Raw genomic sequence first — 26,542 nt, forward strand, 5'->3', positions numbered from 1 at the left:
AATCGGAACACCCAGAAACCAGCGTAGACTATCTTTGCCCATGTCCGTCGCCTCCGTGCGGGATTGGCCCGTCTCCCGCCTCAAGCGGGCAACGCGCAGAGCATGCCCCAACCAACGCGGCAGCTGCCCGATCGTTCCCCCGCCAGGCCCGCCAATAGGCCGGATCCGGACATATCTTCCACTCGCGCAAAAAGAATACTATGCGAGGCCGCCATGCCTGCCTCGCTTCTCCCGGTTGTTCTCTGCCTTCTCTCTGCGCTGACGGTCGCGATCACCAATGTCATGGTGAAGCGCGGCGGGGACGTGCTGACCGCGCGGGCAATTGTCGCCATCGTCATGGGACTCAGCGCCCTGCCGCTCCTGCCGTTTGCGCCCCTGCCCCCGCCGCAGACCTGGCCGCTGATCGCCATCTCGGTGGCCGTCCACTGGTTCTACCAGTTCTCTGCGATCCGCGCGCTCCACCGGGGCGCGCTTTCGCTTGTCTTCCCGGTCATGCGCGGCCTCGGGCCTCTGGCGACAGCAGCCTTCGCCGCGATCTGGCTGCACGAGAGCCTCTCCCCGCTCCAGCTCGCCGGCCTGATGGCGGCCTCCCTCTCCATCCTTGTCTTCGCTTTGCCCACAGGGCTGACCGAAAGAGCACGCAAGCTCGACCGGGCGGCGCTTTTTTGGGCGCTGATGACAGCGATCGGCGTCGGTCTCTATGCGGTGGCCGACACGCGCGCTGTCCGTGCGATGGACGATCCGCTCACGTTTGTCGTCTGGCTCTTCCTGTTCGATTGGGTGGGCGTAACGCTCGTCCTCCTCTGGCAGCGCAAGGGGAGGGTGGTTGCCTGTCTACAAAAGGAGCTGCGCGCGGGCATTATCGGCGGCGTCGCCGGGGCGCTCTCTTATGGCATGGCAATCTATGCCTATTCGATGACGGACGCAGCGATGGTCACGGCCCTGCGGGAAACCTCCGTGGTCTTCGCCGCCGCGTTTGGCGCCTGGCTCCTTAAGGAAGGCTTCGGACGCCGCCGGGTTGCCGCCGCCGCCACGCTCGCGGCGGGTCTCGTCCTGATGCAGGCTGCGGGCTGACGGAAGAATTCATTCATGACATGAAGCTAGTCAGCTGAACCGGAAGCCGCTCCAGCGCGTAAGGAATGCTATGACCGAGATGAACCCGCCGCCTTCGCCCTCCAATGGCATTGGAACTGCTGCTGACAAAGCCAACCAGATATGGGGGGATTTCATCCCCGTCATCGGCTTTATTCTCACCTACAACATCTTCCGGCGCGTGGAGCTGCTCGGCGGGCTGATCAACAAGGATACCGCCATCTACTGGGCAACCGGCGTTCTGATCATCCTGATGCTGGGCTTCCTAGCCAAGCAGCTTATCCAGCGCCAGCCCGTTTCCCAGATGATGGTGTTCTCCTCCGCCATCGTCGGCGGGTTCGGCCTCATTGGTATCCTGCTTCAGGAGAAGGCCTTCATCTATGTGAAGCCGACCATCCAGCAGCTTTTCATGGCGGGCATGATCTTCATCCCGCTGATGTTCGGAAAAAACCTCTGGAAGTCCCTTTTCGCCAAGGTGTTCGACCTGCCTGATTTTGCCTGGCGCACGCTGGCGATCCGCTGGGGGCTGTTCTTCGTGGCGATGGCGGTCTGGAACGAATATCTCTGGCGCATGTATGCGCCGGGCTTCGAAAACCCGCTTGTGCTCGCCGGCATTCCGGTGGCGCCGGCCGGAACCTACGACTTCCTTGGCCTGACATTCGGCGCGAAGAATGCCGAAGACGTCTGGGCCAACTGGAAGCTCGGGAATATGGTCATCGTGCTCCTGTTCGGCGCCCTCAATACGCCCTACACACTGAAGCATCTGCGCAACACTGAGGAAGCCCCCGAAGCTGCCTGACAGGCCTCAACGCGTAACCTTGTCCGTGCCCGGCGGGTTGGCAAAGGGTGGAAACGCTTTCAGGTGCCGCGTTTGCGCATAATGGGTCAGCGCCCAGATGGCCGTCGGGAACGCCATCTGCGACCAGGGAATATCCTGCCAGCGGACGAGTTTGACTTCCTCGCTTTCAGGTCCTGGCGCGATGTCTGACAAAAGACGGGCGCGGAACATGATTTGGACCTGCGAGATCCGGGGCACGGAATAGATCCCGATTATGCCATCGATCTCGATTTCGGCGCAGGCCTCCTCTCTGGCTTCCCGCCGGGCGCCTTCCTCGACGCTCTCGCCTTCTTCCATGAATCCGGCGGGCAGGGTCCAGAACCCCTTGCGTGGCTCGATTGCACGCCTACAGATGAGGACATGTTCATCCTTGATTACGACCGCTCCGGTCACAATCTTAGGATTCACGTAATCAATAAAATTGCAGCGAGCACAAATTCGCCGCATCCGATCGTCCCCATCTGGCACATCAAGGCGAAAATCTGTGTTCTGGAAAGGAGTTGGCAATTGATCAGTCATCCAATCTTTATCCTGTCGCCTATATGGAGAATGTGTTTGATCCGCCTACGGGGCTGTTGTTAACGCCCCTGAACACGGATCGGCCCCCATCCCAATCCTGTCCTTCCCCGGACGCCAGTCAATCAAAATAGGAACCCCATCATGAGCTTCAATCTCAACGCCTCGCCCAGCCATCTTCTGCACCGCGCCCAGCAGATCGCTGCCAACCATTCCGCCGCTGCCCTGAAATCGGCCGGCGTCACGCTGCGTCAGTTCTCTGTCCTCGCTGCCCTCTCGGGCAATGAAGGTGTCAGCCAGTCTGATCTTGTCAATGCCACCGGCATCGACCGCTCCACTCTCGCCGACATGGTTGCCCGTATGGAAACCGCCGGCCTTATCAAGCGCGCCGATTCCAAGACCGACGCCCGCGCCAAATCCGTTAGCCTGACGGCAAAAGGCAAGAAAGCATATGACAAGGCCCTCCCCGCTGTCACAAAGGCTGACGACGCCCTCTTCTCGACCCTGGCAAAAGCCAAGCAAGACGCGCTCCTGCAAGGCCTGACCGGCCTCGTCGACGATTCGGACAAGAAAGAAGCCGCTCCGGCTGCTCCTAAAGCTGCGCCGAAGGCAAAGGCTGCAAAAGCCCCGAAAGCTGCGCCGAAAGCCAAGAAAGCGCCTGCCAAGAAAAAGTCTGCTGCCAAGGCTGCTGTGAAGAAAGCCCCGGTTGCCGTCAAGAAAGCCGCTGCAAAGAAGAAATAAGCTTCTTCTTCCTTACTAAAGTTATGGGCGGGGCGCTTCTAGCGCCCCGCTTACTTTTTGGGCGAGGGTTTCGTCCAGCGGGCCGCCGATGTGCAGGATGACTTCTCCGCTCTCGGAGATAACGAACGTCTCCGGAACGCCCGTCAGCCCGAAATCAAGCCCGCCGCGCCCTTCCGGGTCCAGCGCCACCTGGGCGTAGGGGTTGCCGAGGCGCTCGAGAAAGCCGGCGCCGTCCTCCACCTTGTCCTTGTAAAGAATGCCGTAGACCTGGCCGGGATGCTGCTCGCCGAGCGCAACGAGATATTTGTGCTCGGCCTCGCACGGGGCGCACCAGCTGGCAAAAAGGTTCACCACCACGGGCTGACTGCCGGGGGGAGGGGCAAAAGAAATCTCGCCGCTCCCGTCCATAAGCGGAAAGACATGCTCGGGCGCTGCCCGGGAGACGCGTTCAAAATCCCCCTTAGAAGGGCGCATCATCTGCCAGCCGCCGAGCCCTCCGACCACCACCAGCGCCGCCACCGGCAGAGCATAGAGCCAGCGTTTCATGCCCGCAGGTCCTCATCATTGGCCATCATGGCGGCAAGGCGTTTCTTCGCCGCCCGCGCCGCCAGCCAGGCCTGAAGGCAGGCCCCGGCAATCATTAGCCCGCCGATGAGAAAGCAGGCCCAGATATAGACGGCGTTCTTGTCAAACTCGGGCATAACTATCATTCCAGCGCCTGCGCGGTGAGGCGGGCAATCCGCCGCTGGCGGATTTCGGTGCGCATGTGGGTCATCACAAGGCCGCCAAATAGCAAGCCGTGGCCAAGGCTGGAGACCAGAAGCGGGGCGAGGTAGACCGCCGCCATCTTCGGGCCATCCGCGGTGATCACGCTGGCGGGCTGGTGCAGCGAAGTGAAGAGGTCCACGGAGAATTTTATCAGCGGCACATTGATGGCGCCCACCATCGCCAGGATCGCCCCGGCGCGGGCCGCTTTCTGGCGCGAATCCATCGAGGCGCGCAGGGCCATGTAGCCAAGGAACAGGAACAGGAGGAATAGCACGGACATCATCCGCGCGTCATCCCATTGCCACCAGGTGCCCCAGGTTGGCTTGCCCCAGATCGCCCCGGTAGCCAGGCACAGCGCCGTCCACACCGCGCCAAGCGGAGCAATCGCCTTGGCGGCAATATCGGCCAGCTCATGGCGCCAGATGAACCAGACGAAGCTTGCCACCGCGAGGCCCGAATAGCTCGCCATCGCCAGCCAGGCGGCAGGCACATGGATGAACATCACCCGCATGATGTCCCCGCCCTGGTATTCGTCCTTCGGAACAATCCAGAGGCCCTGCCAGAGGCCCCAGAGGATGCAGAGCGCGCCGGCCCCATAGAAGAGGGGCGCCGCTACGGCGGAGAATTTCAGGAATTTGTGCGGATTGGCGAAGGCAGACCACATGGTGTTACCGAGATAGCCTCCCCTTAGTCCGCCGCCAAGCGCAAGGCGGCGGCCATGGCATAGGGCGCAACAGCGCAGGCAAAGAGTGTGGAGGCGGCCAGCAGCATCGGCGCCCCGTCCGAACCGATGCCACCTGTCATGGCGAGGGCTCCGAAGATGGCGGTTGGCACATAAAGCGGCAGGGCGATGATCGAGATCAGCAGCCCGCCTCGGCGCACCGTGGCCGAAAGGGCCGCGCCGACCCCGCCCCAGAAGAAAAAGGCAAGCCCGCCAAGGGCGTAGAGCCCCAGATGGACGAGCAACTCCAGGCTCGCCTGCGCCTGGAACATCAGCGCCAGCAGCGGCGAGGCCAGCGCGAGGGGCAAACCGGCGGCCAGCCAGTGTGCCAGCGTCTTGGCCGCCGCAATGCCCGCCATCGGCGCGCCCGTCTGCAGCCAGAGGTCAAGCGTCCCGTCTTCCACGTCCGCTTGGAAGATCCGCTCCAGCGTCACGAGGCTCGACAGTGCCAGCGACACCCAGATGATGCCCGGGCCGACGGCGCTTAGGGTATCAGTATCACTTCCGATACCCAGGGGCACGAGAACCGCCGTCCCTCCGAGAAAGCCGAGCGGCAGCAGCGCGCCTGCCCCGCCTGCCCAGGCTTCAGCGAAAGCCTGCCGGAAAGCGGCAAGGATTGGCGCCGCGCTCAAAGGGTCACCTCGGCGGTAACAGGGAACCCGGCAATGTCATGCATGGAGGCAATAATGGCCCCGTTTGACCGTAAATGGCTGGAAATGACCGCGTCGAGCATGGCTTTGCCGCTGGCATCAAGCGCGGTGTAGGGCTCGTCCAGCAGCCAGACGGGCCGTTCTTCCAGCAGCAGGCGGCCAAACGCCGTGCGCCGCCGCTGTCCGGCGGAGAGATACCGGCCGGGTACATCTGCGGCCCGCTTCAGCGCCATTTTCTCAAGGATTTCAGGGATGTTCGCTTTGGATCCCCAGGCCTGTGCCCAGAGGGCAAGGTGTCCGCGCGGGCTTTCCTGTGGCTTGATGCCTTCTTTGTGGCCGATCCAGTGATGGGGGGCTGCGCGCGCCACATCCCCCGCTTCCGGCCGAGTCAGCCCGGCCAGCATCCGCAGCAGCGTTGTCTTGCCGGCCCCGTTGGCGCCGCGCAAAACGATGCCCTCGCCGGGGGAGAGGGAGAGGCCAACGCCCCGGAACAGCACCCGCTCTCCCCGCAGGATAGCGAGGTCACGGGCAGTCAGGAGCGGGGCGGTCAGCAAGGTCACAGGCAGAGGCTTAGCCTGTTCGCCCTGCCCTGCAAACAAGGCGTAGCGCCGCTATTAACGCTTTGACCCTATGTCCCAATTGCGCCGGAAGGGCAGGGCCTATAAGAGGGCCGCAGCGACGAAAGCGGGCCCCCGGATGGTGTGGCCCTTTACCAGGAGGCAAGGCTCGGACATGCCGTCAAAGGACAGCTTCAAATCGAAAAGCACGCTCACAGCAGCTGGCAAGACCTACACTTACTACTCGCTGGAAGCTGCGGCGAAGAATGCAGGCCTCGGCGATGTATCGCGCCTGCCTGCCGCGCTGAAGGTTCTCCTCGAGAACATGCTGCGTTTTGAAGACGGCCTCACGGTCGTTGAAGACGACATCCGCGCCTTCGGCGAATGGGCAGACAAAGGGGGCCAGAACCCGCGTGAGATCGCCTATCGCCCTGCCCGCGTGCTGATGCAGGACTTCACGGGCGTTCCGGCCGTGGTCGACCTCGCCGCCATGCGTGACGGGATCAAGGCCCTCGGCGGCAGCGCCAAGAAGATCAACCCGCTGGTCCCGGTGGACCTCGTGATCGACCACTCGGTCATGATCGACGAGTTCGGCACCCCCCGCGCCTTCCAGGCCAACGTTGACCTCGAATACGAGCGCAACATGGAGCGCTACACCTTCCTCAAATGGGGACAGAAGGCGTTCAACAATTTCCGCGTCGTTCCGCCCGGCACCGGCATTTGCCACCAGGTGAACCTCGAATACCTCGCCCAGGCTGTCTGGACCGATACCGACACGGACGGCTCCATCCTCGCCTATCCCGACACGCTGGTCGGCACTGACAGCCATACCACGATGGTCAATGGCCTCGCCGTGCTCGGCTGGGGCGTGGGCGGGATCGAAGCCGAAGCGGCCATGCTCGGCCAGCCGGTCTCGATGCTGATCCCGGAAGTGGTTGGCTTCAAGGTTACCGGCGCAATGAAGGAAGGCGTCACCGCCACCGACCTTGTGCTGAAAGTGGTGCAGATGCTCCGCAAGCACGGTGTCGTGAACAAGTTCGTGGAATTCTACGGCCCCGGCCTCGACAACATGCCGCTCGCAGACCGCGCGACAATCGCCAATATGGCGCCGGAATATGGCGCGACCTGTGGCTTCTTCCCGATCGACGACGAGACGATCCGTTACCTCCGCCAGACCGGCCGGGACGAAGACCGCATTGCGCTCGTTGAAGCCTACGCGAAACAGAACGGCTTCTGGCGCAGCGCCGACTATGCACCGGTCTACACCTCGACCCTGCATCTCGATCTGGGCGATGTCGTCCCGGCGATCTCCGGCCCGAAACGCCCGCAGGATCATGTCGCGCTCGACGCAGCAGCAAAGGTTTTCGGCGAATATATCGACGGCGTGCGCAAACCGGCCAAGGCGCCCGAGCTGCAAAAGTCGGAAATGACGGAAGAGGGCGGGGCGCCCTCGCCCAAAACCATCCCCGGCGACCATACCGGCCCCAGCGAAGCGGCCGTTGAAGGCCATGATTGGAAGCTGCGCGATGGCTCGGTCGTGATCGCCTCGATCACCTCCTGCACCAACACGTCCAACCCCTACGTCCTGATCGGCGCTGGTCTCGTCGCCCGCAAGGCGCGGGCCCTCGGCCTGACGCGCAAGCCCTGGGTGAAGACATCGCTCGCCCCCGGATCGCAGGTCGTTTCCGAATACCTTAACGCCGCTGGCCTGCAGGAAGATCTTGACGCGCTCGGCTTCAACCTCGTCGGCTATGGCTGCACTACCTGTATCGGTAACTCCGGCCCGCTGGCGCCGGAAATCTCCAAGTCGATCAACGAGAACGATCTCGTGGCCGTTTCGGTGCTTTCGGGCAACCGCAACTTCGAAGGCCGTATCAGCCCCGATGTGCGCGCCAACTATCTGGCCTCGCCGCCGCTGGTCGTGGCCTATGCCATCGCCGGCGACATGAACATCGACATCACCAGGGATGCCATCGGCACGTCGAAAGACGGCAAGCCTGTCTTCCTGAAAGACATCTGGCCGACGACCAAGGAAATTGCCGACATGGTCCACGCTACCGTGACCCGCCAGATGTTCATGTCGAAGTATGCCGACGTGTTCAAAGGCGACGAGAAGTGGCAGAGTGTTCAGACTACGGATGCTGAAACCTATGACTGGCCGGTCAGCTCGACCTACATCCAGAACCCGCCTTATTTCCGCGGCATGTCGGCTGAAAAAGGCGACATCAACCCAATCAAAGGCGCGCGTGTCCTCGCGCTTCTGGGCGATATGATCACCACCGATCACATCTCTCCGGCCGGTTCCTTCAAGGCCAACAGCCCGGCGGGCAAATACCTCACTGACCGTCAGGTGCCGGTGAAGGACTTCAACTCCTACGGCTCGCGCCGCGGCAACCATGAAATCATGATGCGCGGCACCTTTGCCAACATCCGTATCAAGAACGAGATGCTCGACGGCGTGGAGGGCGGCTACACGCTCGGGCCAGATGGCGAACAGACTTCCATCTATGACGCGGCAATGGCCTGGATCGACAAGGGTGTCCCGCTCGTCGTCATTGGCGGCATCGAATATGGCGCCGGCTCCAGCCGTGACTGGGCTGCCAAGGGTACGAACCTTCTCGGCGTCAAAGCCGTGATCGCCGAAAGCTTCGAGAGGATCCACCGCTCCAACCTCGTCGGCATGGGCGTCATCCCGTTCGAGTTCACGGGCGGCGACAATCGCAAGTCCCTCGGCCTCAAGGGCACCGAAATCTTCGATATCGAAGGCCTCGGCAACGACATTCGCCCGCTCTCCACGGTTCCGGCCAAGATCACTTATGCCGATGGTGCGGTAAAAACGATCCAGATCAAATGCCGGATCGATACCGAGATCGAGGTTGATTACGTCAAGCATGGCGGCGTGCTGCACTATGTGCTGCGTGACCTTGTCCGCGCCTCTTAAGACTGAAGAGCCCGCCGCAGGATCGCCCTCCGGCGGGCTTTTTGCAGCCTTTCACGCGGGTGTGACTGTCAGCAAGATGTTCCGCGGCATATAAGCGGGTTGTGATGATGCGACTGCCTGCCCTTCTTGGCCTGATCCTGGCTGCCTTTGCAGCGCCTCCGGCGCATGCGGACGGCCCGGTTCTGGTCGAGCTGTTTGCTTCCAAGAACTGCCGTTCGTGCCCGGCCGCCTACAAGGCGATGGAAGAGCTGGAAGCCCAGAGCGACGATGTCCTTGTGCTCACCTGGCCGGTTGATTACTGGGATTACCTCGGCAGCAAGGAAACAATGGCCCTGCCGGAATCGAAAGACCGCCAGCGCGGCTATGTGGAACGCTTCAAGCTGCGCGGGCCCTACACTCCCCAGGCTGTCTTCAATGGCGAGGAGCAGGCCCCCGGCAACAAGGCTGGCAAGGTTGGCGCCGCACTCGGCAAGACCATGTCGCTGCCGGCGACGGGCATTTCCCTCGTCCGGAAGAACGACAAGGTTTCGCTGATAGGCGAGACCGGCAGCCTGACCGACCTTTGGTGGGTGGCTTATCTCAAGGATGAAGAAAACGAGACCAAGATGCCCAATCCGGTCATCTCGGTCCGCCAGATCGGACCGTGGCTTGGCGGGCGCGCGGATATTGATCTCCCGGCCTGCGAATCAGGCTGTATGCTGATCGTTCAGGAAGCCGGTTTCGGCCCTGTGCTTGCGGTTATGGATGCGCGCTGATCAATCGCCTGTGATGGCGCCGCCGGGAGCGGGGCTTTCGCCCGGCAGGCGCGCGATGGACTCGATTGAGGGCGTGAAGTCCATCCAGTCCACTTCGGAAATCTGAAATGCCCAGCCATTGGCGCGCTCATTGATCGCGCCGCCGCGATGGGCCCCTTCGCCCGCTTCGATTGCCCGCAGCGTCACAAAATATCCGTCCGCCTCGCGATAGGGGCGCACATCCACTTCCAGCCCGTCATGGGTCTGGGTGATGTGGCGGCCGATGGGCCGTGTCTTGAGGCTGCTGGCAGGTTTCACGCCGACAGGCTGGAAGCGTGTCAGCGCCAGCGCAGGGCCGGTCGTCACGAGCCGGTTCACCAGTTCGAAGTCCTCCTGCGGCGGGGCAGGGCGGAACGCCCGGTCGCTCGCTCCGATCGTCCGCTGAAGGAAGAGCGAGGCGCCGCTGGCATCGATCAGGCGCACGGCCGAGACGGCGTCAGCGTTCAGGTCGATGATGTCGAGATCAAGCCAGGCCTCCGCCGTATAGAGCGGCGGCAGCGATCCAGTCACCTTGTAGGCCTGCATCTCTCCGGGGCGCCGCACATAGATATGCTCATCCTTCCGGCCGGTCAGCAGCGCGGCAGACACCTCGCCTTCCTGGCCGATGACTTCCACAAGGGCGCCATTGCCGCCTTCGCGCGGATCGCCCAGCCCGATGGCGTTCATCTTGGCCGGATCGCGCGTGCGGGGCGCGTCCCAGACGAGTGTTTCCAGCCCGCCCGCCAGATCGCTCAGCCGGTCGGCGCGGATGGGATAGCCATCGCTGCCTTCCAACCGCCAGCCCCCGGGCGCAGCAAAAAGCGTGTAGGTGGCATCTGCCAGCGTGATGCGGATCTGCGAGGCCTCGGCGCGGGTCTCTGCAAAGCCCGGCAGCACAGGCTCGCCCTGCAGGTCGCTGCGCGGGGTGGCCGCCCCGCCCAGCAGCTCGCTCGCAAGCGCGATCAGCACGAGCGCGCCGGCCATAGCGCCCATGATACGGATACGGGAGGTCCGCTGCTGGTTGCGAAGCGCCGTCATGTCACCGCCTGCTGTTTCCGGGCCTGGCGCCGCCAGACTAGGACGCCCGCCAGCATCACCAGCAGGGGCCCGCCCCAGATGTTGATCGCTTTGAGCGTTGCCTCCAGCGCGTCGATCTCGCGCCGATAGTCGCGCTCGATGTCGCGCAGGCCTGCGCGGATGGTGAGGATATCCTCACGCAGCGCTGAAAGCTCTGCCCGTTCGTCCGGAGTAAGCTCTGCTTCCGGGTCACCCGCGAAAAACCCTTCGCCCGAAGCCACAGATTGAAGCTCGGCGAGGCGTGCCTGGGCGGTCGAAAGGCGCGCTTCCAGCGTGGACTGCTGGCGGAAATATTGTGCCTCTGCCCTTTCGCGCATCGTCTCGATACGGTCCATCGGGCGCAGGCTGGCAGCGCGTGAGCGCAGCCTCGAGAGCTCGCCGCGCCCCGCTAGCGCGTCGAGCGCGTTGAGCAGCAGCGCGCCATTGTCTGCCACTACGAGACCGCTTCCTGGCACCACATAGAAGTCGTCCGCCAGGAAATCGGCGTCGGCAATGATCACGATCTCGGCCGGTGTCTGGCTGGCGCTGACATGGCCGGGCAGGGCGGCGGCTTCAGCGCGGGCTGCTTCGATTTCACTGTCGTCTGCGGGCTCGTCCATCGCCGGGGCGCCAGCGGGAAAGGCGCTCGCCAGATTGCCGGTCAGCCGCGCGGCGATCACCAGCGGCTCCGGCTCGGTCATGTAGCTCTGCAACACTTCGTCCGGACCCATGTCGCGGGCCGCGCGCGCCGGGTCGATATAGGATGGGCTGGGGCCCGTCGTGATCAGAGGGGCAAAGGTAAGGCCTGCCGAAACTGCCGGGGCGAGCAGGGCGCCGGGCGCGCCAAAATTCACAACCCGCATCAGGTCTGCTGTAATCGGATCATCCTGACTCATGGTCTCGGCTGGCACGCCCACGAACAGCGGATGGGCAAGCTCCTCGATGCCCCCGCCAAAGGCCTCGACCGGAACGGTCAGCGCATTAGCCGCGTCCGCCACCGCCTGCGGGGCCAGTTCCACACCCCAGGCCCCGCCCAGCCGTCCAAGGCTCGACCGTGCCAGGGAATCGGTGGCCGAAAAGAAGCTGCCGGAAAGCGCGGTCTTGGCGGCGGGGTCAACCACGAAGATTGCCCGCCCCTCACGCAGGATGAACTGGTCGATCAGCCATTCCTGCCGCGCGGTCAGCACGCCGGGATGGGCGACCAGCAGCACGTCAGCATCCGGCAGGCTGCGGAAATCCTCCGGGATCTGTTCTACTGTGAAGCTCCGCCCGATATCCTGCAGCACGGTGTAGCCGCTCTCTCCGCCCAACGCCTTCATGCCGGCAAGGGAGCTGAGGATGCCAACCTTCGGCGGCTCTGGGTTGTCCAGCCGCGCAATCATCCTTGTGAGATCATATTCCAGCGTCGTCTCGCGCTCGGGCGCCAGGAACGGGATCAGCCGCAGATCGTCGATCGTGTTGCGCCCGATGATGCCGAAGTAAAGCGGGTCATTGCCGGCGGCCGGAATGGCGCTGATTCCGGCGGCGAGTGCCTCATCCTCGGCCTCGGAGAATGGTTTGGGATCAATCTCCCGCACGCGTACATTTCCGCCAGAGGCGGCCGCATACGCCGCAAGCAGTTCGCGCACGCGGGCAGCATGCGCCTGGATCGCGGGATACTCCTGCCCCACGCGGCGGGAATAGACGTAGGTGATGTCCACCGGTTCGGCGAGATCGCGCAGGGTCACGCGGGTGGCGTCCGAGAGGGTGTAGAGCTTGCCTTCAGTGAAATCGAGCCGGGCGCCGGCCAGCAACTTCTGCGCGGCAATGTTCCCGGCTAGCAGGACGATCCCGGCCAGCAGCGTCATTAGGACCAGATAGCGGCGCGCCTTCATCGCTCAGCCAAGCCTCCGGCGCGATGCCCAGAGGCAATTGAGGAAGGCAAAGGTCGCTGTAAATCCGAGGAAATAGGCCACCACCCGAAGCTCCAGCACGCCGCGCTGCGCGCTCTCGAACTGGGTGATGAAGGAAAAGCGCGCGATGAGATCGGCAAAGCCTGTCCCGAACAGCGTCTGCACTGTCGAGAGCACCAGCGGCCAGCCAGCGGCGGTAAACACGAACGCGATCACCACCGAGATCACGAACGCCGTCACCTGGCTTCCCGTCAGCGCCGAGACCGCTGCGCCGATCGAAAGATACGCTCCGGCCATCAGGAAGCTTACGAAATAGGTTAGCGCGATGGCGGCATTGTCCGGGCTGCCAAGATAATTGACGGACAGCCACATCGGCAGGGTCAGAAGGAGGCCGGTTCCCGCGACTGTCCATGCCGCGCAGAGCTTGCCCAGCACCAGCCCAGGTAAGCCGAGCGGCAGGGAGAGGAGAAGTTCATCCGTCCCCGCCGCGCGCTCGTCCGCCCAGAGCCGCATGGCGAGCGCTGGCAGGAAAACCATGTAGAGCCAGGGATGCCAGGCAAAAAAAGGCTGAAGGTCTGCTACGCCGGAATCGAAAAAGCGCGCGGCCTCCCAGGTGAAGAGGCCGAGCGCCAGAAGGAACACAGCGAGGAACACATACGCCATCGGCGTGGCGAAATACGCGTTCAGCTCACGGCGATAGGTTGCGGTAAACCCGCTCATCTGCTGGCGGATGGCGCCGGTCACAGCGTTTCCTCCTCCACCTGATCGGTCAGGCGGGCAAAGGCGCTTTCCAGCGTCCCTTCATCCGAGCGCCGGGCAAGGCCCTCGGGCGTGTCATCGGCGACGATCCGTCCACGGTCGACCAGCACGGCGCGGTGACACATCGCGGGCACTTCGGTCAGGGTGTGGGTCGAGATTACAATCGCCTTGGTCGGCGCCATCCGGGCGATCAGCGCGCGCACGGCTCGTTTCTGGTTGGGGTCGAGGCCGTCCGTTGGCTCGTCAAGCACCAGCACCGGCGGATCATGCAGAATCGCCCCGGCCAGCCCAACGCGGCGGCGATAGCCCTTGGAGAGTGCGCCGATCCGCTGGCCGAGAACGCCGGAAATCCGCGCGTCGGCAATCGTGCGCTCGATGGCGTCCTTGCGCTGGGCCTTGGGAATCTGCCGCGCGCTGGCGAGGAAGGCAAGGAACTCGGGCGGCGTCATGTCATTGTAAAGGGGTGCGCCTTCCGGCAGGTAGCCGAGCGCGGCCTGCGCCGCGCGCCGGTCAGAGATAATGGATTTCCCATCGATCAGCACATCGCCCACATCAGGCTCCAGCACCCCGGCAATCATCCGCATCGTGGTCGATTTGCCAGCCCCGTTGGGGCCCAGAAAACCCAGCACGGTGCCTTTCTCCACGGCAAAGGATATGCCGCGCACGGCCTGCTTGCTGCCATAGGCTTTTTCGAGCGATCTGACGTCCAGCATGAATGTCCCGCGCTTCATTTCGCCCCCGTGATAGCGGGCATCGCGCCAAGGTCAAAGCCGTAGGCTCAGAGATTACCGGCGTTTCATGTCGGCAGGCTCAGGCAGAAAATCGCGCGACCTCTTCCAGAACGCACTTTGCCGCCACCGCCACGATCTTCCCGCCATCTTCTATGCTCGACTGGCTCGGGTCAGAGCCTATCCGGCCATCGGGAAAGTCGCGGCGATACTGCACGGCGTCGCCAATCGCGCCGGAAGGGGCAATCTTCGGGCTCATCGGTGTCTTGCTGCGTTCCCGCTCGGGATATCCCCAATAGGTAACGGAAACCTCCGACGGCGTGGCATGGCTGCCATGGCCGGTGGGGTAGAGCTGGTTGCAGATGCCCATTACCTCCCGGAAGTCCCACCAGTCGCGGCGCTTGAGGCTGAGGCCGGGGCGGTTGGTTTCCCCACGCGGGTCATAGCTGCGGCGCGCATGGATTTCGGAGAAGGCCGCCTGGATGGTGGCAATGTTGCCCCCATGGCCGTTCAGCCAGTAAATCCGTTCAAATCCGTGCCGCATCAGGCTCTCGGTCCAGTCCGCCATCGCCGCGATCATGGTCGAAGGGCGCAGGGTGATCGTGCCGGTAAAGCCAAGGTGATGCTGCGCGCAGCCGACATTGAAGGTCGGCCCCACAAGGATGTCATCGGGCGCCAGGCTCTCGGCATGGTTGGCGATGATTTCCGGGCACAGAGCATCGGTCCCGATAAAGCCATTGGGCCCATGCTGCTCGAAAGATCCGATAGGAATGACGATGGTTTTCGACTTTCTCAGCCAGGCTTCAATGTCGGGCCAGGTGGAAACGGGAAGGCGCATGGGGCTAATCCTTTCGGGGGCCAAGGCGGCGCGTGATATGGCCCATCTTGCGTCCGGGCCGGGCTTCGCGCTTGCCGTAAAGGGTCAGAATATCGTTCAGTTTGAGCGTTGCCGGGTCAACGAGGCCTGCGTCTCCGATCAGATTGATCATCTCGGCATCAAACAGGCGCCGTGTATCCCCCAGCGGCCAGCCGGCCACACAGCGGATATGCTGCTCGAACTGACCGGTCTGGCAAGCTTCGGGTGTCCAGTGGCCGGAATTGTGCACGCGCGGGGCAAATTCGTTGGCCAGCAGCGTGCCGTCCGGCAGCACAAAAAACTCCAGCGCCAGAACGCCGACATGGCCCAGCGCTTCAGCCAGATGCATAGCCTTGGCGCGCGCCTCGTCCTCGACCGTCTTGCTTAGGCCGGATGGTACGGTGGAGCGGGCGAGGATCCCGTACTCATGGGAGTTGCGCGGCGGCGCCCAGCTCATGGTTGCCCCGTTGATGCTGCGGGCAACCAGCACGGAGATTTCGCAGTCAAACGCGATCGCGCCCTCAAGGATGCACGGGCGCTCGCCCAGCGCCGTCCACGCTTCCTTGATCCCGCCATGGCCGAGGCGCACCCAGGCTTGGCCCTTGCCGTCATAGCCGTCGCGGCGCGTCTTCAGAACGCCGTATCCGCCGAGTGCTTCCAGCGCGAGAACAATGTCGTCCAGCTGGTTGATCTCTCGGAACGGCGCGGTCGGAATCCCGTGATCATTGAGGAAGGTTTTTTCGGTGAGCCGGTCCTGCGAGACCGAAAGCGATTTCGCCCCCGGCAGCACGCTTTTGCCCGCCCGCTCAATGATCTCGACGCTCGCCACCGGCACATTCTCGAATTCCAGCGTGATCACATCGCACGCCTCTGCAAACTCGCTCAGGGCGGCGGCGTCGTCCCAGTCGGCCTGGAAGGCGCCCGCCGCTAAGCGGCCAGCCGGGGGATCATCCTCAGGCGAATAGATCAGCACATCAAAGCCAAGCTGGGCGGCCGCGCTCGCCAGCATCCGGCCAAGCTGCCCCCCGCCAAGTATCCCGATCACCGCGCCGGGGCGAAGCGGGCTCATTCCTTGGGAACCTCATTCACCGCCGCTGTCTGCGCCGCGCGGAAAGCGTCGAGCTTTGCCGCGACGCTCGTGTCTTCCAGCGCAATGATCGACGCGGCGAGAATGCCCGCATTCGCAGCGCCTGCCTCGCCAATCGCCAGCGTGCCCACCGGAATGCCCTTGGGCATCTGGACAATAGATAGAAGGCTATCAAGACCCTTGAGGGCCTTGGACTGAACCGGCACGCCCAGAACGGGCAGGGGGGTCATAGAGGCCGCCATGCCGGGCAGATGGGCTGCGCCACCTGCGCCTGCGATGATCACCTTCAGGCCGCGATCCTTGGCGCTGGTAGCATACTCGACCAGCCTCTGGGGCGTGCGGTGCGCCGAGACGATCTTCGCCTCGAAAGCGACGCCCATATCCTCGAGAACCTTCGCGGCCTCGCGCATCACCGGCCAGTCCGACTGGCTGCCCATGATGATGCCCACAACCGGGGAGCGCGCCTTGTCCATGCCTGCCTCGCCGCTGGAAAGCGCGCACCATAAGTGCGCGCCGCTTACCGTCAACCGGTCCTGTCAGGGGAAAGTTGCGGCAGGAATCGAACACCCGCTCTACAAGAGACCCGATCACAGCTATTGTTTCGCCATGCCATCAGACACCCCAGAGCTCTCCGAAGCCGAAAAGCGCGCCCTGCTCGAGGCGTTGGGGGTCGATCTTGGCCAGCTCGACCTGCGCGCCCGCGCCGCCATTGAGGCGCTCGCCGAAGAAGTCATCGCCTTGCGCGAGGAGACCGACGCCCTCCGGGCCAGCCTCGCGGACGCAGCCCTGCTGGCCGACAATGACGCGCTCTGTCCGGTCTTCAACCGCCGCGCCTTTGAACGGGAAGTGCGCCGGGAAATCGCACTCTCGGGCCGTTTCCAGACGCCGCTCACCCTGATTTTCATCGATTTGGACAATTTCAAGCAGGTCAACGACGTCTATGGCCATGCCGCTGGCGACAGCGTGCTCCTGAAGATTTCCGACATTCTCCTCGCCAAGACCCGGGAAACCGACATTGTCGGTCGCCTCGGCGGGGACGAATTCGGCATCGTGCTTGCCCATGCCGGCCTCGAGGACAGCCGCCGCAAGGCCGTCCAGCTTGCCGCAGCGATCGACGCCCTGGAAGTACGCGGGGAAACCGGCTCGCCTCTCGCCCCCGTCCAGATCGGCGCTTCCTGCGGGGTGGTGGAGTGGCATACCGGCCAGAGCCCGGCTGCGCTCATTGCGCGGGCAGACCAGGCGATGTTTGCCGAAAAAGCGCGCCGCAAGGCCGAAGGACGGGCACTGAGGTGAAAATGCGGCAAGATAAGTGGTTCTACCCATGACTTGCCTAAACGACTGTGTCATTCTTGCATCACCGGTCACTCCGGACCGGAGACGAAAGGAGACTGCCTATGTCGCTCATCGGTCGCATCAGTGAACTCTCTGCGAAGCACCGCAATCTGGACGAGAAGATTTCCGACGAACAGAAACGCCCTTCTGCCGATGGCCTCGTTCTCAAGGATTTGAAGCGACAGAAACTCAGGGTTAAGGAGCAGCTGCGACACCTCAAGGCCAGCTGAACTTTTCCGGCAGTCCCGTTCCTGGGAAGGCCGCGTCCGGCCAAAAGACAGGAACGGGACCCATGCCCCTAAACCATTCCACCCCCTGCATATGCGCGGCGACCTGAGTCATGGGCCAGCCTGTAAGCTTGGTCCTGGGGCTCGGCCGCGAGGTCGGTGAAGCGATTGCCCGCCGGTTTGAAGATGAAGGCCACAAGGTGCTCGTCGCAGACCCTTCGCAGGAGCGGATCGACGCCGCCCGCGACACACTCGACGAAGCCATCCAGTACTATCATGGCGAGCTCCACTCCCGCCTCGGCCTGCGCAACGCCGTTACCGCCGCCGTCGAAGCATTCGGCCGCGTCGATCACGCCGTCATCGTGCCCGCCTATGAAGAGCCCGACTCGCTGCTCGATTTTTCGCAGGAGAAGTTCGAGAAGGCGCTGGGCAAGTCCGCCCGCGGCGCTGCCATGGCCCTGCGCGTGGTGGCAGAGCGCCTCCTGGAACAGGAAGACCTCCCCGAAACCGGCGTCGAGCGCAAATACCAGAAAGGCTCGATCACCTTCGTGCTGCGCTATGCCGCCCAGGCGTCGATGCCGGGCCGCTTCACCGACACCGTCAGCCAGGCGGCCATCCAGGGGGTGATGCGCGCCGGCGCACTGGAGCTTGCCGAGCACGCGATCCGCGTCAACGCCATCGTCTCCCTGCGCCCCAGCGAAGAGCGCGCCACCCCCTGGTCGCTCGGCCGCGTGCCGCTCGGCCGCGCGGTCCTCGCCGACGAGATCGCCGGCGCGGCCTTCTTCCTGGCCTCGCGCGATGCGGCATTCATGACCGGGCAGAGCCTGATCATGGATGGCGGCCGCTCGACGCTGTCGGGCGTTCTGGAATAGCCCTTTAGAGCGTCTTCAGCGGCGAAACGCCGCCGTCCTCCGCGCTGGCCTCGAAGCTGGCAACCGTCTCTGTGCTGAAGGTTTCGCCATAGATGTCGGACACCTTTCGGAACACCGCCCGCGCCGTTCCCGGCGTCAGCGTCACCAGCGTATATCCATGCCCGAACGGGTCATGCCAGACGACTTCATTGTTCGTTTTGGCAATCTGTTTGCCCAGATCAGGCACGTCCTTCACATAAGCGCCCATGCCGGGCGAGGTGATTGAGGTGCATCCAAACTCCACGCCCCGGCGCGTGCCGGAGGCATCATAAAGCTCGTTGGCATAGGCCGTATGCGTATCACCTGCCAGCGTCACAAGACGCGCGCCGGCGCTGGCAACGCTTTCATACAGCCGCTCGCGCGCGGCCGGATAACCGTCCCAGGCGTCAAGGTTCCAGGGCAGGCCCAGCGCCGTGAAAGCCAGGAAGCCCTTCACTTCGGGAATGTCCTGCGCCGCGATCTGCGCCGGGCTCAGCGTCTCGGTGAAATTGGGCAGCGCCACGCGCGCCATGATCACCTGATTGGCCAGAACCTGCCAGGCTGCGCCGGAAGAGACAGACGCGGTAAGCTCCGTGCTCAGCCAGCTTTCCTGCTCGGCGCCCAGCATGGTGCGGGCCGGGTCGGCGGCCTTTTCCAGCAGCGCTTTCGCTTTGCCGCCCACTTCCAGCGGCGAAGCCGCATTGCCCAGGGCGCTCGCCCAGCTGAGGCTTTCCGAGCGCCCGGTCAGGCGCGTTTCCAGCGCATGCAGCGTCGCCACATCGCCGAAGCGGAAGCTGCGCCAGGCAGCCGTCGTGATTTCACCTGGCGTGATGTCGCGGATCGGCATCCATTCGAAGTAGGCTTGGACTGCCGCCATCTTGCGGTCGCTCCACTCGCCTTCGCCTTCTTCCGGATTGTGGTTCTGCGCGCCCGTCCGGTAGCTGTCATTGGTGCTCTCGTGATCGTCCCAGGTGCAGATCCACGGCACGGCCGCATGGGCGGCCTGAAGGTGGGGATCTGTCTTGTACTGGGCGTGGCGCTTGCGATAATCGGCTAGCGTTACAATCTCCGTGGACGGTTCATGCATCCGGCCAAGCTGCGCAGCCACTTCGGCGCCATAGCCGTCGATTCCGTATTCATAGAGATAGTCGCCCAGATGGACCACCGCGTCGAGGCCGGGCTCTTCGGCCAGCGCCTTGTAGGCGTTGAACCGGCCGAACTGCCAGTTGGAGCAGGACACGACCGCAAGGTTCACCGCGCTCGTGCCATTGGCGGCGGGTGTGCGCAGGCGTCCCTCGGGGGAGGCAATGTCGCCGTTATCGGTGAGGGCGGTGAAGCGGTAGGTATAGTCAGACCCCGGCTGCAGCCCGGCGGCGTCCACCTTGACGCAATAGTCCCTCGCTTCGCTCGCTTCGGTCATTCCAGCGGCGACGGGCGTCTCTTGCCCGGCGCGCAGCACTTCCCATCGCACGGGGACCGGTCCGGCGCCTGACAGCGGCGTCACGCGCGTCCAGAGGATGATCCGGTCGGGCAGGGGATCGCCCGAGGCAACCCCGTGCTGGAAGGCCACCTCGCCCTTGAAGGTCTGCGGGCCCGTCTTGCCGCAGGCGGCCAGCGCCACCGTGCCCAATGCTGCGCCGCCCAGCAGGCCGCGCCGTGTCACCTGTACCATCTTCAAGGAACTCCCCAGTTGCGTGCCGCTCTCATGGCGTGAATTTGCGACACCAGCATGACGCGCGCTGAAAGCTTCGTCTATAAGGCGCCGATGAACCAGATCCTGATCACTTCGCAGGCGGCTGACGCTGGCCAGCGCCTCGATGCCTTCCTTGGCGCCCGCGCCGAGGGCCTTTCCCGTTCCCGGGCCAAGACCCTGATCGAGGAGGGCGCTGTCACGGTGGACGGCGCGGTGGAGACAAACCCCCGCGCTCCTGTGAAGGAAGGCCTCGTGTATGCGGTAAACCTGCCCCCGCCGGTCCCCGCCATGCCGGAGGCTGAGGCCATCCCGCTCGAAATACTTTATGAGGACGCCCACATCATCATCCTCAACAAGGCGGCCGGCATGGCGGTCCATCCCGCCCCGGGCAGTCAGGATGGCACGCTGGTGAACGCGCTGCTGCATCATTGCCAGGGCCAGTTGTCAGGCATCGGCGGGGTGGAGCGTCCCGGCATCGTCCACCGGCTCGACAAGCTCACCTCCGGCGTCATGGTCGCGGCCAAGAGCGAAGCGGCCCATACCGGCCTTGCCGCCCTGTTCGAGCGGCATGACATTGACCGGGTCTACCGCGCCGTCACGCGCGGTTCCCCGCGCCCGCTCTCGGGAACAATAGATGCGGCCATCGCGCGCTCTGAAAACGACCGGAAGAAAATGTCGGTCCACCGCAATCCCGACAGCCCGGCCGCCCGCCGCGCCGTTACGCATTACAAGGCAGTCGAAACGTTCGGTTATAAAGACCGCGCCACCCGGTTACCCGCAGCGGCGCTCCTCGAATGCCGCCTCGAAACCGGCCGCACCCACCAGATCCGGGTCCACATGGCCCATGCCGGCGCCCCGCTGATCGGGGACCCCGTCTATGGCCGCCAGACGGGCATCATGGCCTGGAAGGCGCCGGGCAGTGAGGTGAATTACGAGAAGGCGCTTGCCGCCGCCCGCGCCTTCTCACGCCAGGCGTTGCACGCGGCGGTCCTGGGTTTCGTCCACCCTGTCACCGGCCAGACGCTCCGTTTCGAAGCCCCGCTGCCTGAAGACATGACTGCCCTGATTGCCGCCCTGCGAAAACTGCCGGTCGACTAGCGTCCCCCGCCTGCACCACCTGTTTGCGCAGCGGCCGCCGTCTCCAGCGGCTCAAACCGCAGTGTGCGGGCCTGCAGGGTCACCTTGCCGACTCTGTCGGTGTCGGCAACGATCCGCACCGGCACATGGCTGCCGTTTTCCAGCGGCGCCAGATACATGCGCAGTGGGCCGTCGATGCCTGTCAGCGTGTCCTTGTTCACTTCGCCTGCCTTGTAGCCGGCAATCTTGTCCATGGTCACATGGCACTCGATCGCCTTGCCGCTCCAGGCGGGGCTTTTTACATTCGCCGTGCCGGCATTCTTCAGGTGCAGGTAGGTCAGCTGCTTGCCATCAAACACGCGGATCGGCCCGCCGCAGGGGTCAGCCCCCTTGGCCCTCGGCTCCAGCGCAAAGGTGATCAGCGCCGTCAGCGGGTCATTGGCCAGGATCGCCTGCTCCTGCGTTGCGGCCGGGTCGCCCAGATTTCCGAAGGTCGGCTTGGCGGTCATGGTGAAGCCGTCATTCTTCATCGACAGCTCGACCCGGCGGTTCTTCTTCCCGTCGCGGTTCTGCGAGACATAGCCGGAGGTTTTCAGCTCCCCGGCCCGCACAAAGCCGGACGCGGCCAGTTCCATGTCATAATTGACGAACACATCGGCCAGGCCCGTCGTGCGCACCTTGGATTTGATGGTGTAGGTATTGGGCTTCATTTCCACATTGAAGCTCGCCCGGCCGGTGGCCGGAATGATCAGGATCATCGCCCGCGCGTCGAGTTCATAGATCATGCGCATGGGCTCGCCCGCCTTCACATTCGCCAGCAGGCTGTTCTTTGGAGCGGCGGGCGCGGTGTCGGCGGTCGAGAGGCCTGCCATGGCGATCGTGGCAGCTGCAGCAAGGAGGAGGCGCTTCATCGGGAGGATCGTCCTTATCGGTCAGGCAGGCAAAAAGCCCGCTATTGGGGTCTCATATAGTCGCCCTGTCCCAACGCCGCCTGAACGAACCGGCCTTCAACATGCCGCATTCTCCAGGCCCCGCCCACTGACATAAAGTGACAGTCCGTGACATGGGAGCGCATTTCTCAGCTCGCAAGCCTGATCCCGGCGGTTGACAGGGCGCCCCCGCAGACTGTAGACGCGCGCCTTCAGATCAAAGAACACCTCTTTTTCGGAGCGAGGCCCATGTCCCGCGAATGTGAACTTACAGGCACCAAGCCGATGGTTGGCAATATTGTCAGCCACTCCCAGATCAAGACCAAGCGCCGCTACCTGCCAAACCTGGTTCAGGTTACGCTGCACTCGGAAACCCTGAACCAGGATTTCCGCATGCGCATCGCGGCCAAGGCCCTGCGCACGGTCGACAAGCTCGGCGGCCTCGATGCCTTCCTCGCCAAGGCGAAGGAAGCCGGCCTGTCCGACAAGGCTCTCAAGATCAAGCGCGACATCGCGAAAAAAGCCGTCACCGCCTGAGGTCCTGCCTCACCGCTGTCACGCGCTGACAAGACAAGACGCCGGACCCCGCAAGGTCCGGCGTTTTCTTTTGTTCGGGACTGGCCACGAATGGCCAGAGTTGTCCCCTCTTTGGCACGGACTGTCCATGAATGGGCGCCGTTTGACCCGCGTTTGGCCCGTTCCGGGGGGTAGCGCGGGGCCGGGAACCGGTCCATGAAATGGCGCAACAGAGGGAAGGGGAACCCCATGCGTCTCACCATTATCGCCGCGCTCGCCGCCATCGCTCTGGCCGGCTGCACCGATCCGGCCCCTGCTGCGCCCGCTGCAGACGGCAAGACCCGCATCTTCACCGGCGGCACGATATATACCGGCCTGGAAGACCCCGCCACGGTAGAGGCCGTCATCGTCGGCCCCGACGGCCGCATCCTCGGCACCGCCCCGCCCCTCTCGCATGACTGGAGCGAGGACGAAGTCGAGATCATCGACCTTGCCGGCGCCGTCATGTTCCCCGGTTTCACCGATGCCCACGCCCATCTGCAGGGCATCGGCGAGCGGGAGATGCTCCTCAACCTCGAAGGCACCGCCTCGATTGACGAACTCGTCACCCGCGTGGAAGCCGAGCTGCAGGGCATGGCGCCCGGCGAGGTACTCTTCGGGCGCGGCTGGATCGAAACCGGCTGGCCCGAGGGTCGCATGCCGGCCGCGGCCGATCTCGACATGGTCAGCCCGGACAATCCGGTCATCCTCGTCCGCTCGGATGGCCACGCCCTCGTCGCCAACACCGCCGCGCTGAAAGCCGCTGAAATTTACGACATTACCGGCGATCCCGCCGGCGGCCGCACCGAACGTGACGAGAATTTCAAGGCGACCGGTATCGTCATCGACGAGGCGATGTATCCGGTGCTCTCCCTTGTTGACGACCCGTCCTACGAGCAGATCCAGCAGGCGCTCGAAATCGGCGCCAGGACCTACGCTGCGCGCGGCTGGACCGGCATTCACAATATGAGCGCCCTGCGCGACCATGCCCGCCTGCTCAAGGAGCTCGACGAAACCGGCCGTCTGCCGCTGCGCGTTTACAACGCCTTCAATGAAAACGGCTCCGAAATGGCCGAAGGCCGTAAGCATGAAACCGCGAAGATCACCAACCGCGCTCTGAAAATCTATATCGACGGCGCCCTCGGCAGCCGGGGCGCGCTCCTGATCGAGCCTTACTCGGATCGTCCCGAAACCAGCGGTCTGGAGATTCTCAGCATCTACAGCCTGCACAATCTGATGATGGATGCCGAGAAAAACGGCGTTCAGCTCTCGATCCACGCCATCGGCGATCTCGCCAACCGCCGCATTCTCGAGAAATTCGAGGAGCTTGGGTTTGGCGCTGGTCTGCGCTGGCGCATCGAACACGCCCAGATGCTGCATCCTGATGACATCGACCGGCTTGCCACCAGCGGGTTGATCCCCTCGATGCAGCCGAGCCATGCCATCGGCGACCTGCATTTTGCCCCAGCCCGGGTCGGAATCGACCGGCTTCGCGGCGCCTATGCCTGGTCGAGCCTTCTGAATGCGGGCGCCATCATTGCAGGCGGCTCGGATGCGCCGGTGGAGGTGGGCTCCCCCACTATCGAGTTCTACGCAGCGGTCGCCCGCAGGGACCTAACGGGCTTTTCAGGTGAAGGCTGGCATCCCGAAGAAGCGGTCACCCGGGGGCAGGCGCTGAAGATGTTCACCACTGGCCCCGCTTATGCCAGCTTCCAGGAGGAGGATCTCGGCACCATCGAACCCGAGAAAATCGCGGATTTCACCGTGTTTGACCGCGATCTCATGACCGTTCCGGAAGCCGAAATCCTTGAGGCCAAACCTGTGATGACCGTAGTGGCTGGCGAGATTGTGTTCGACGCCCGCTAGGGAAGCCACAGGCCTCTCCGCATTGTGAAAGGCGCCGGGCTGGACGCAGCCCCCGCGCTCCATACCTTTGCCTACATATCCCGCGTGCCAGTCCGGGCGCGCAAGAAAGGTTCCCAATGCGCACCCTCCTTCTCGCGGCTGCCGCCGCCTGCCTTGCCGCCTGCAGCAACGCGGCCCTCCCTCAGACGGCCAGCGCCGAGCCTGCCGCCCGGGCCGAACCAGCTGAAAATGAAGCCATCGCTGTTTTCGCCGGCGGCTGTTTCTGGTGCATCGAGGCAGAGCTTGAGGAAGTGCCCGGCGTGCGCACGGTCGTCTCCGGTTATACCGGCGGCACCACGCCAGATCCGACCTACCAGCGCATGGGCGATCACGCCGAAGCGGTCGAAGTGATCTACGATCCGGCGGTCGTCAGCTATGACCAGCTTCTGGAAGTCTTCTGGTCTAACATCGACCCGACCGATGAAGGGGGTCAGTTCTATGACCGGGGCAGCCAGTATCGCACCGCCATCTATGTGCTCGACGACGCGCAGGCCGCTGCCGCCCGCGCCTCACTCGAAGCCAACGCCAAACGCCTGAAGCAGCCCATCGCCACGGCGGTCGTCCCAGCCAGCGAATTTTACCCTGCCGAGGAGTATCATCAGGACTATTACCTGAAAGAGCCCGACCGATACGAAGCCTACAAGAAGGGCAGCCGCCGCGAAGAGACCCTGAAAAAGGTCTGGCAGACCGAATAGGGCAGGGCCTTATGCTTCAGCAGTAGGTATTCCCCGGCCGGCAGGAGGAGGAATAAGCCGTGCCTATATTGGCGGTGGCCCGGCGCGCTTCATTCCAGTCGCGATTAGCCTGCCAGGCGGCGACATTCCCTGTGGAACTTCCCGCATTTCCTGAGGCGTAGTTGCCTGAGCCGCCAACACTTCCCGTCTGGGCATAGGTGCTCGCCCCGCTCGCCAGCGCCGCGAAAATGCCCCCGATGGCATCATCCACCGTGCGGCCCCAGTTTCCGCCGGAGTCTGCGCGCACCGATCCGGGCGGGGGCCCCATCATCTGCGCCATCTTCATGGCAAGACTGCAGGAGGTGCTGTGGCCGCCCTGGAAGCAGGCCGTGGTGGAATAGGTGCGGATTGTCTCCCAATTGTTCAGTCCGTAATCGGTGTAATAGTTCAGCCAGGCGACATTGAAGCAGGCTTCATGGTCCGGGGTAGCAGCGTTGCAGGCCGATTTGAAATACCGCTCGGCCCGGTATCCATTGGAATAGCCCGCGCCTGGTCCTACAAAGCCAGTCAGCTCTGCATGCGATTTGCACGCGCCGGGCACTTTATGGTCGCAGGCAAAGGCGAGGGGGGCGAGGGCGGCCGCCTCATCCTTGCCATAGGGCGAATTGAACGCGCCCCGATAGAGGCCCAGCCTGTAGCAGGCGGCTGGGCCCTTGAATTCGCACAGCGTTTCAAACTGGTGATAGGCGTCCCAATGCTCGCCTGCATTCATGAGGGCGACGGCCGCGTCATAGCCCCTGGATGAAACGCGCCTGACATGTTCGAACTCTGCATCCGACTTGAGCGGGCTGCGCTCATATGCCTTCGAATACCAGGTCAGCGCCTGCGCGAGGTCCTGCTGGACGCCGATGGGGGCGGTCTCATACATACGCGCCGCCGAGAGCATGCAGGGGAAGCAGCCCGCCTCAGCGCCGGCGCTGTATAAATAGGCCGCATCCAGATTGTCCTGCGCCGTCTCGCCGGAGGTGACGAGCCCGGCCTCCTTCAGCGCGGCCGCTTCGGCATAGCCGGCCGCCACGCCCGCATCTGCGGCGTCAAGAAACTGCACATAGGCTGCCTCATAGTCCGGGGCGCCATACGAGCCTGCCTTGTGTGCCAGCCCCTTCTGGAGAAGGGCGGCCCCTGGCTCAGCTCCGACCCCCTGCGCCGAAGCGGCCGGCGATGCCACCCCCGCAAACAACAGGAAAAGCGTGGTCCAAAGCGTTCTGGCGCCCGCTGAAAGCAT

28 protein-coding genes are annotated in these 26,542 nt (G+C 63.8%); 12 read left to right on the forward strand and 16 right to left on the reverse strand.

The window, feature by feature from the left end; all coding sequences use genetic code 11:
• The first annotated feature begins 213 nt into the window (after positions 1 to 213).
• Together KG722_RS03520 and KG722_RS03525 are read left to right on the forward strand one after the other, a co-directional pair.
• Positions 214 to 1,074 (forward strand): DMT family transporter, encoded by an 861-nt coding sequence (locus tag KG722_RS03520; RefSeq protein ID WP_213269521.1) that lies wholly within the window; start codon positions 214 to 216, stop codon positions 1,072 to 1,074.
• A 70-nt stretch (positions 1,075 to 1,144) separates the two neighbouring features.
• Positions 1,145 to 1,891 carry a septation protein IspZ gene (locus KG722_RS03525; protein ID WP_213269523.1) on the forward strand — a complete coding sequence of 249 codons (747 nt, stop codon included), beginning with the start codon at positions 1,145 to 1,147 and terminating at the stop codon, positions 1,889 to 1,891.
• Positions 1,892 to 1,897: 6 nt separating this feature from the next.
• Here the strand turns inward: KG722_RS03525 and KG722_RS03530 are convergent, their stop codons facing one another.
• On the reverse strand, positions 1,898 to 2,449 hold the full coding sequence (locus KG722_RS03530) for an NUDIX hydrolase (RefSeq protein WP_300998214.1): 552 nt from the start codon (positions 2,447 to 2,449) through the stop codon (positions 1,898 to 1,900).
• Positions 2,450 to 2,590: 141 nt separating this feature from the next.
• On the opposite strand from KG722_RS03530, the gene KG722_RS03535 reads away from it, so the two are divergent.
• Positions 2,591 to 3,187, forward strand: coding sequence for a MarR family transcriptional regulator (locus KG722_RS03535; protein ID WP_213269524.1), 597 nt, complete (start codon positions 2,591 to 2,593; stop codon positions 3,185 to 3,187).
• 21 nt (positions 3,188 to 3,208) lie between these two features.
• On the opposite strand, the gene KG722_RS03540 is transcribed toward KG722_RS03535, so the two are convergent.
• From KG722_RS03540 to ccmA, 5 genes are read right to left on the reverse strand one after another with little or no spacing between them, the layout of a single operon-like run.
• Positions 3,209 to 3,733: a redoxin family protein gene (locus tag KG722_RS03540; protein WP_213269525.1), complete on the reverse strand. Its 525-nt coding sequence runs from the start codon at positions 3,731 to 3,733 to the stop codon at positions 3,209 to 3,211.
• Complete coding sequence (gene ccmD, locus KG722_RS03545; protein ID WP_213269526.1) at positions 3,730 to 3,888, reverse strand: heme exporter protein CcmD; 159 nt, start codon at positions 3,886 to 3,888, stop codon at positions 3,730 to 3,732. Before ccmD ends, KG722_RS03540 begins: the two co-directional genes overlap by 4 nt.
• A gap of 5 nt (positions 3,889 to 3,893) precedes the next feature.
• A complete protein-coding gene (gene ccmC / locus KG722_RS03550) occupies positions 3,894 to 4,619 on the reverse strand; it encodes a heme ABC transporter permease CcmC (protein ID WP_213269527.1) in 726 nt (241 codons plus the stop codon).
• A 23-nt stretch (positions 4,620 to 4,642) separates the two neighbouring features.
• Positions 4,643 to 5,308: a heme exporter protein CcmB gene (ccmB, locus tag KG722_RS03555; RefSeq protein WP_213269528.1), complete on the reverse strand. Its 666-nt coding sequence runs from the start codon at positions 5,306 to 5,308 to the stop codon at positions 4,643 to 4,645.
• Positions 5,305 to 5,886, reverse strand: coding sequence for a heme ABC exporter ATP-binding protein CcmA (gene ccmA, locus KG722_RS03560; protein ID WP_213269529.1), 582 nt, complete (start codon positions 5,884 to 5,886; stop codon positions 5,305 to 5,307). Before ccmA ends, ccmB begins: the two co-directional genes overlap by 4 nt.
• 172 nt (positions 5,887 to 6,058) lie before the next feature.
• Here ccmA and acnA point away from each other — a divergent pair, with 172 nt between their 5' ends.
• Both acnA and KG722_RS03570 read left to right on the forward strand, forming a co-directional pair.
• Positions 6,059 to 8,824 (forward strand): aconitate hydratase AcnA, encoded by a 2,766-nt coding sequence (gene acnA / locus KG722_RS03565; RefSeq protein ID WP_213269530.1) that lies wholly within the window; start codon positions 6,059 to 6,061, stop codon positions 8,822 to 8,824.
• A 104-nt stretch (positions 8,825 to 8,928) separates the two neighbouring features.
• Positions 8,929 to 9,579: a DUF1223 domain-containing protein gene (locus tag KG722_RS03570; RefSeq protein ID WP_213269532.1), complete on the forward strand. Its 651-nt coding sequence runs from the start codon at positions 8,929 to 8,931 to the stop codon at positions 9,577 to 9,579.
• On the opposite strand, the gene KG722_RS03575 is transcribed toward KG722_RS03570, so the two are convergent.
• From KG722_RS03575 to purE, 7 genes are all read right to left on the reverse strand, one after another.
• Entirely contained in the window at positions 9,580 to 10,635 is a 1,056-nt protein-coding gene (locus KG722_RS03575; RefSeq protein ID WP_213269534.1) for a DUF4340 domain-containing protein, read from the reverse strand. It lies immediately after the preceding gene.
• A complete protein-coding gene (locus KG722_RS03580; RefSeq protein ID WP_213269536.1) occupies positions 10,632 to 12,527 on the reverse strand; it encodes a Gldg family protein in 1,896 nt (631 codons plus the stop codon). The genes KG722_RS03575 and KG722_RS03580 overlap by 4 nt, the downstream gene beginning before the upstream one ends.
• A 3-nt stretch (positions 12,528 to 12,530) precedes the next feature.
• Positions 12,531 to 13,289, reverse strand: coding sequence for an ABC transporter permease subunit (locus KG722_RS03585; protein WP_366909994.1), 759 nt, complete (start codon positions 13,287 to 13,289; stop codon positions 12,531 to 12,533).
• A complete protein-coding gene (locus KG722_RS03590; protein WP_300998215.1) occupies positions 13,286 to 14,035 on the reverse strand; it encodes an ATP-binding cassette domain-containing protein in 750 nt (249 codons plus the stop codon). Before KG722_RS03590 ends, KG722_RS03585 begins: the two co-directional genes overlap by 4 nt.
• Before the next feature lie 79 nt (positions 14,036 to 14,114).
• Positions 14,115 to 14,870: a creatininase family protein gene (locus KG722_RS03595; protein WP_213269537.1), complete on the reverse strand. Its 756-nt coding sequence runs from the start codon at positions 14,868 to 14,870 to the stop codon at positions 14,115 to 14,117.
• A gap of 4 nt (positions 14,871 to 14,874) precedes the next feature.
• Positions 14,875 to 15,957, reverse strand: coding sequence for a 5-(carboxyamino)imidazole ribonucleotide synthase (locus KG722_RS03600; RefSeq protein ID WP_213269538.1), 1,083 nt, complete (start codon positions 15,955 to 15,957; stop codon positions 14,875 to 14,877).
• Complete coding sequence (gene purE / locus KG722_RS03605; RefSeq protein WP_213269539.1) at positions 15,954 to 16,448, reverse strand: 5-(carboxyamino)imidazole ribonucleotide mutase; 495 nt, start codon at positions 16,446 to 16,448, stop codon at positions 15,954 to 15,956. The genes KG722_RS03600 and purE overlap by 4 nt, the downstream gene beginning before the upstream one ends.
• Here purE and KG722_RS03610 point away from each other — a divergent pair.
• From KG722_RS03610 to KG722_RS03620, 3 genes are all read left to right on the forward strand, one after another.
• A complete protein-coding gene (locus tag KG722_RS03610) occupies positions 16,447 to 17,268 on the forward strand; it encodes a GGDEF domain-containing protein (RefSeq protein ID WP_300998365.1) in 822 nt (273 codons plus the stop codon). The two genes, purE and KG722_RS03610, sit on opposite strands and share 2 nt — an antisense overlap.
• A 101-nt stretch (positions 17,269 to 17,369) precedes the next feature.
• The gene (locus KG722_RS03615) at positions 17,370 to 17,537 is read left to right on the forward strand and encodes a DUF465 domain-containing protein (RefSeq protein ID WP_300998216.1); all 168 of its coding nucleotides are present in this window, start codon (positions 17,370 to 17,372) and stop codon (positions 17,535 to 17,537) included.
• 110 nt (positions 17,538 to 17,647) lie between these two features.
• A complete protein-coding gene (locus KG722_RS03620) occupies positions 17,648 to 18,406 on the forward strand; it encodes an SDR family oxidoreductase (RefSeq protein WP_213269542.1) in 759 nt (252 codons plus the stop codon).
• 4 nt (positions 18,407 to 18,410) lie between these two features.
• Here KG722_RS03620 and KG722_RS03625 read toward each other — a convergent pair whose 3' ends face one another.
• Positions 18,411 to 20,096: an alkaline phosphatase D family protein gene (locus tag KG722_RS03625; RefSeq protein WP_213269543.1), complete on the reverse strand. Its 1,686-nt coding sequence runs from the start codon at positions 20,094 to 20,096 to the stop codon at positions 18,411 to 18,413.
• A gap of 93 nt (positions 20,097 to 20,189) precedes the next feature.
• Here KG722_RS03625 and KG722_RS03630 point away from each other — a divergent pair, with 93 nt between their 5' ends.
• Positions 20,190 to 21,215 carry an RluA family pseudouridine synthase gene (locus KG722_RS03630; RefSeq protein WP_213271554.1) on the forward strand — a complete coding sequence of 342 codons (1,026 nt, stop codon included), beginning with the start codon at positions 20,190 to 20,192 and terminating at the stop codon, positions 21,213 to 21,215.
• On the opposite strand, the gene KG722_RS03635 is transcribed toward KG722_RS03630, so the two are convergent.
• Positions 21,212 to 22,105, reverse strand: a complete 894-nt coding sequence (locus KG722_RS03635; protein ID WP_213269545.1) for a DUF3108 domain-containing protein — start codon at positions 22,103 to 22,105, stop codon at positions 21,212 to 21,214. The two genes, KG722_RS03630 and KG722_RS03635, sit on opposite strands and share 4 nt — an antisense overlap.
• 267 nt (positions 22,106 to 22,372) lie before the next feature.
• Between KG722_RS03635 and rpmB the strand changes: the two genes are divergently transcribed.
• The 3 genes from rpmB (at position 22,373) to msrA (ending at position 25,278) form a co-directional block, all read left to right on the forward strand.
• Positions 22,373 to 22,660, forward strand: a complete 288-nt coding sequence (gene rpmB / locus KG722_RS03640) for a 50S ribosomal protein L28 (RefSeq protein WP_213269547.1) — start codon at positions 22,373 to 22,375, stop codon at positions 22,658 to 22,660.
• Positions 22,661 to 22,888: 228 nt separating this feature from the next.
• A complete protein-coding gene (locus KG722_RS03645; RefSeq protein ID WP_213269549.1) occupies positions 22,889 to 24,544 on the forward strand; it encodes an amidohydrolase in 1,656 nt (551 codons plus the stop codon).
• 116 nt (positions 24,545 to 24,660) lie between these two features.
• Entirely contained in the window at positions 24,661 to 25,278 is a 618-nt protein-coding gene (gene msrA, locus KG722_RS03650; RefSeq protein ID WP_213269551.1) for a peptide-methionine (S)-S-oxide reductase MsrA, read from the forward strand.
• 16 nt (positions 25,279 to 25,294) lie between these two features.
• On the opposite strand, the gene KG722_RS03655 is transcribed toward msrA, so the two are convergent.
• On the reverse strand, positions 25,295 to 26,542 hold the full coding sequence (locus KG722_RS03655) for a hypothetical protein (protein WP_213269553.1): 1,248 nt from the start codon (positions 26,540 to 26,542) through the stop codon (positions 25,295 to 25,297).

Source organism: Hyphomonas sp. (assembly GCF_018402285.1).
Lineage (GTDB): Bacteria > Pseudomonadota > Alphaproteobacteria > Caulobacterales > Hyphomonadaceae > Hyphomonas.

Coding starts and splice junctions, on each gene's coding strand:
- KG722_RS03645 (WP_213269549.1), top strand. CDS start 22,889: ATGCGTCTCACCATTATCGCCGCGCTCGCCGCCATCGCTCTGGCCGGC.
- KG722_RS03580 (WP_213269536.1), bottom strand. CDS start 12,527: ATGAAGGCGCGCCGCTATCTGGTCCTAATGACGCTGCTGGCCGGGATC.
- acnA (WP_213269530.1), top strand. CDS start 6,059: ATGCCGTCAAAGGACAGCTTCAAATCGAAAAGCACGCTCACAGCAGCT.
- KG722_RS03635 (WP_213269545.1), bottom strand. CDS start 22,105: ATGAAGCGCCTCCTCCTTGCTGCAGCTGCCACGATCGCCATGGCAGGC.
- KG722_RS03535 (WP_213269524.1), top strand. CDS start 2,591: ATGAGCTTCAATCTCAACGCCTCGCCCAGCCATCTTCTGCACCGCGCC.
- ccmD (WP_213269526.1), bottom strand. CDS start 3,888: ATGCCCGAGTTTGACAAGAACGCCGTCTATATCTGGGCCTGCTTTCTC.
- ccmC (WP_213269527.1), bottom strand. CDS start 4,619: ATGTGGTCTGCCTTCGCCAATCCGCACAAATTCCTGAAATTCTCCGCC.
- rpmB (WP_213269547.1), top strand. CDS start 22,373: ATGTCCCGCGAATGTGAACTTACAGGCACCAAGCCGATGGTTGGCAAT.
- KG722_RS03540 (WP_213269525.1), bottom strand. CDS start 3,733: ATGAAACGCTGGCTCTATGCTCTGCCGGTGGCGGCGCTGGTGGTGGTC.
- KG722_RS03530 (WP_300998214.1), bottom strand. CDS start 2,449: ATGACTGATCAATTGCCAACTCCTTTCCAGAACACAGATTTTCGCCTT.
- KG722_RS03595 (WP_213269537.1), bottom strand. CDS start 14,870: ATGCGCCTTCCCGTTTCCACCTGGCCCGACATTGAAGCCTGGCTGAGA.
- KG722_RS03590 (WP_300998215.1), bottom strand. CDS start 14,035: ATGAAGCGCGGGACATTCATGCTGGACGTCAGATCGCTCGAAAAAGCC.
- KG722_RS03620 (WP_213269542.1), top strand. CDS start 17,648: ATGGGCCAGCCTGTAAGCTTGGTCCTGGGGCTCGGCCGCGAGGTCGGT.
- KG722_RS03610 (WP_300998365.1), top strand. CDS start 16,447: ATGCCTGCCTCGCCGCTGGAAAGCGCGCACCATAAGTGCGCGCCGCTT.
- KG722_RS03630 (WP_213271554.1), top strand. CDS start 20,190: ATGAACCAGATCCTGATCACTTCGCAGGCGGCTGACGCTGGCCAGCGC.
- KG722_RS03655 (WP_213269553.1), bottom strand. CDS start 26,542: ATGCTTTCAGCGGGCGCCAGAACGCTTTGGACCACGCTTTTCCTGTTG.
- KG722_RS03615 (WP_300998216.1), top strand. CDS start 17,370: ATGTCGCTCATCGGTCGCATCAGTGAACTCTCTGCGAAGCACCGCAAT.
- KG722_RS03525 (WP_213269523.1), top strand. CDS start 1,145: ATGACCGAGATGAACCCGCCGCCTTCGCCCTCCAATGGCATTGGAACT.
- msrA (WP_213269551.1), top strand. CDS start 24,661: ATGCGCACCCTCCTTCTCGCGGCTGCCGCCGCCTGCCTTGCCGCCTGC.
- purE (WP_213269539.1), bottom strand. CDS start 16,448: ATGGACAAGGCGCGCTCCCCGGTTGTGGGCATCATCATGGGCAGCCAG.
- KG722_RS03575 (WP_213269534.1), bottom strand. CDS start 10,635: ATGACGGCGCTTCGCAACCAGCAGCGGACCTCCCGTATCCGTATCATG.
- KG722_RS03625 (WP_213269543.1), bottom strand. CDS start 20,096: ATGGTACAGGTGACACGGCGCGGCCTGCTGGGCGGCGCAGCATTGGGC.
- KG722_RS03520 (WP_213269521.1), top strand. CDS start 214: ATGCCTGCCTCGCTTCTCCCGGTTGTTCTCTGCCTTCTCTCTGCGCTG.
- KG722_RS03600 (WP_213269538.1), bottom strand. CDS start 15,957: ATGAGCCCGCTTCGCCCCGGCGCGGTGATCGGGATACTTGGCGGGGGG.
- KG722_RS03570 (WP_213269532.1), top strand. CDS start 8,929: ATGATGCGACTGCCTGCCCTTCTTGGCCTGATCCTGGCTGCCTTTGCA.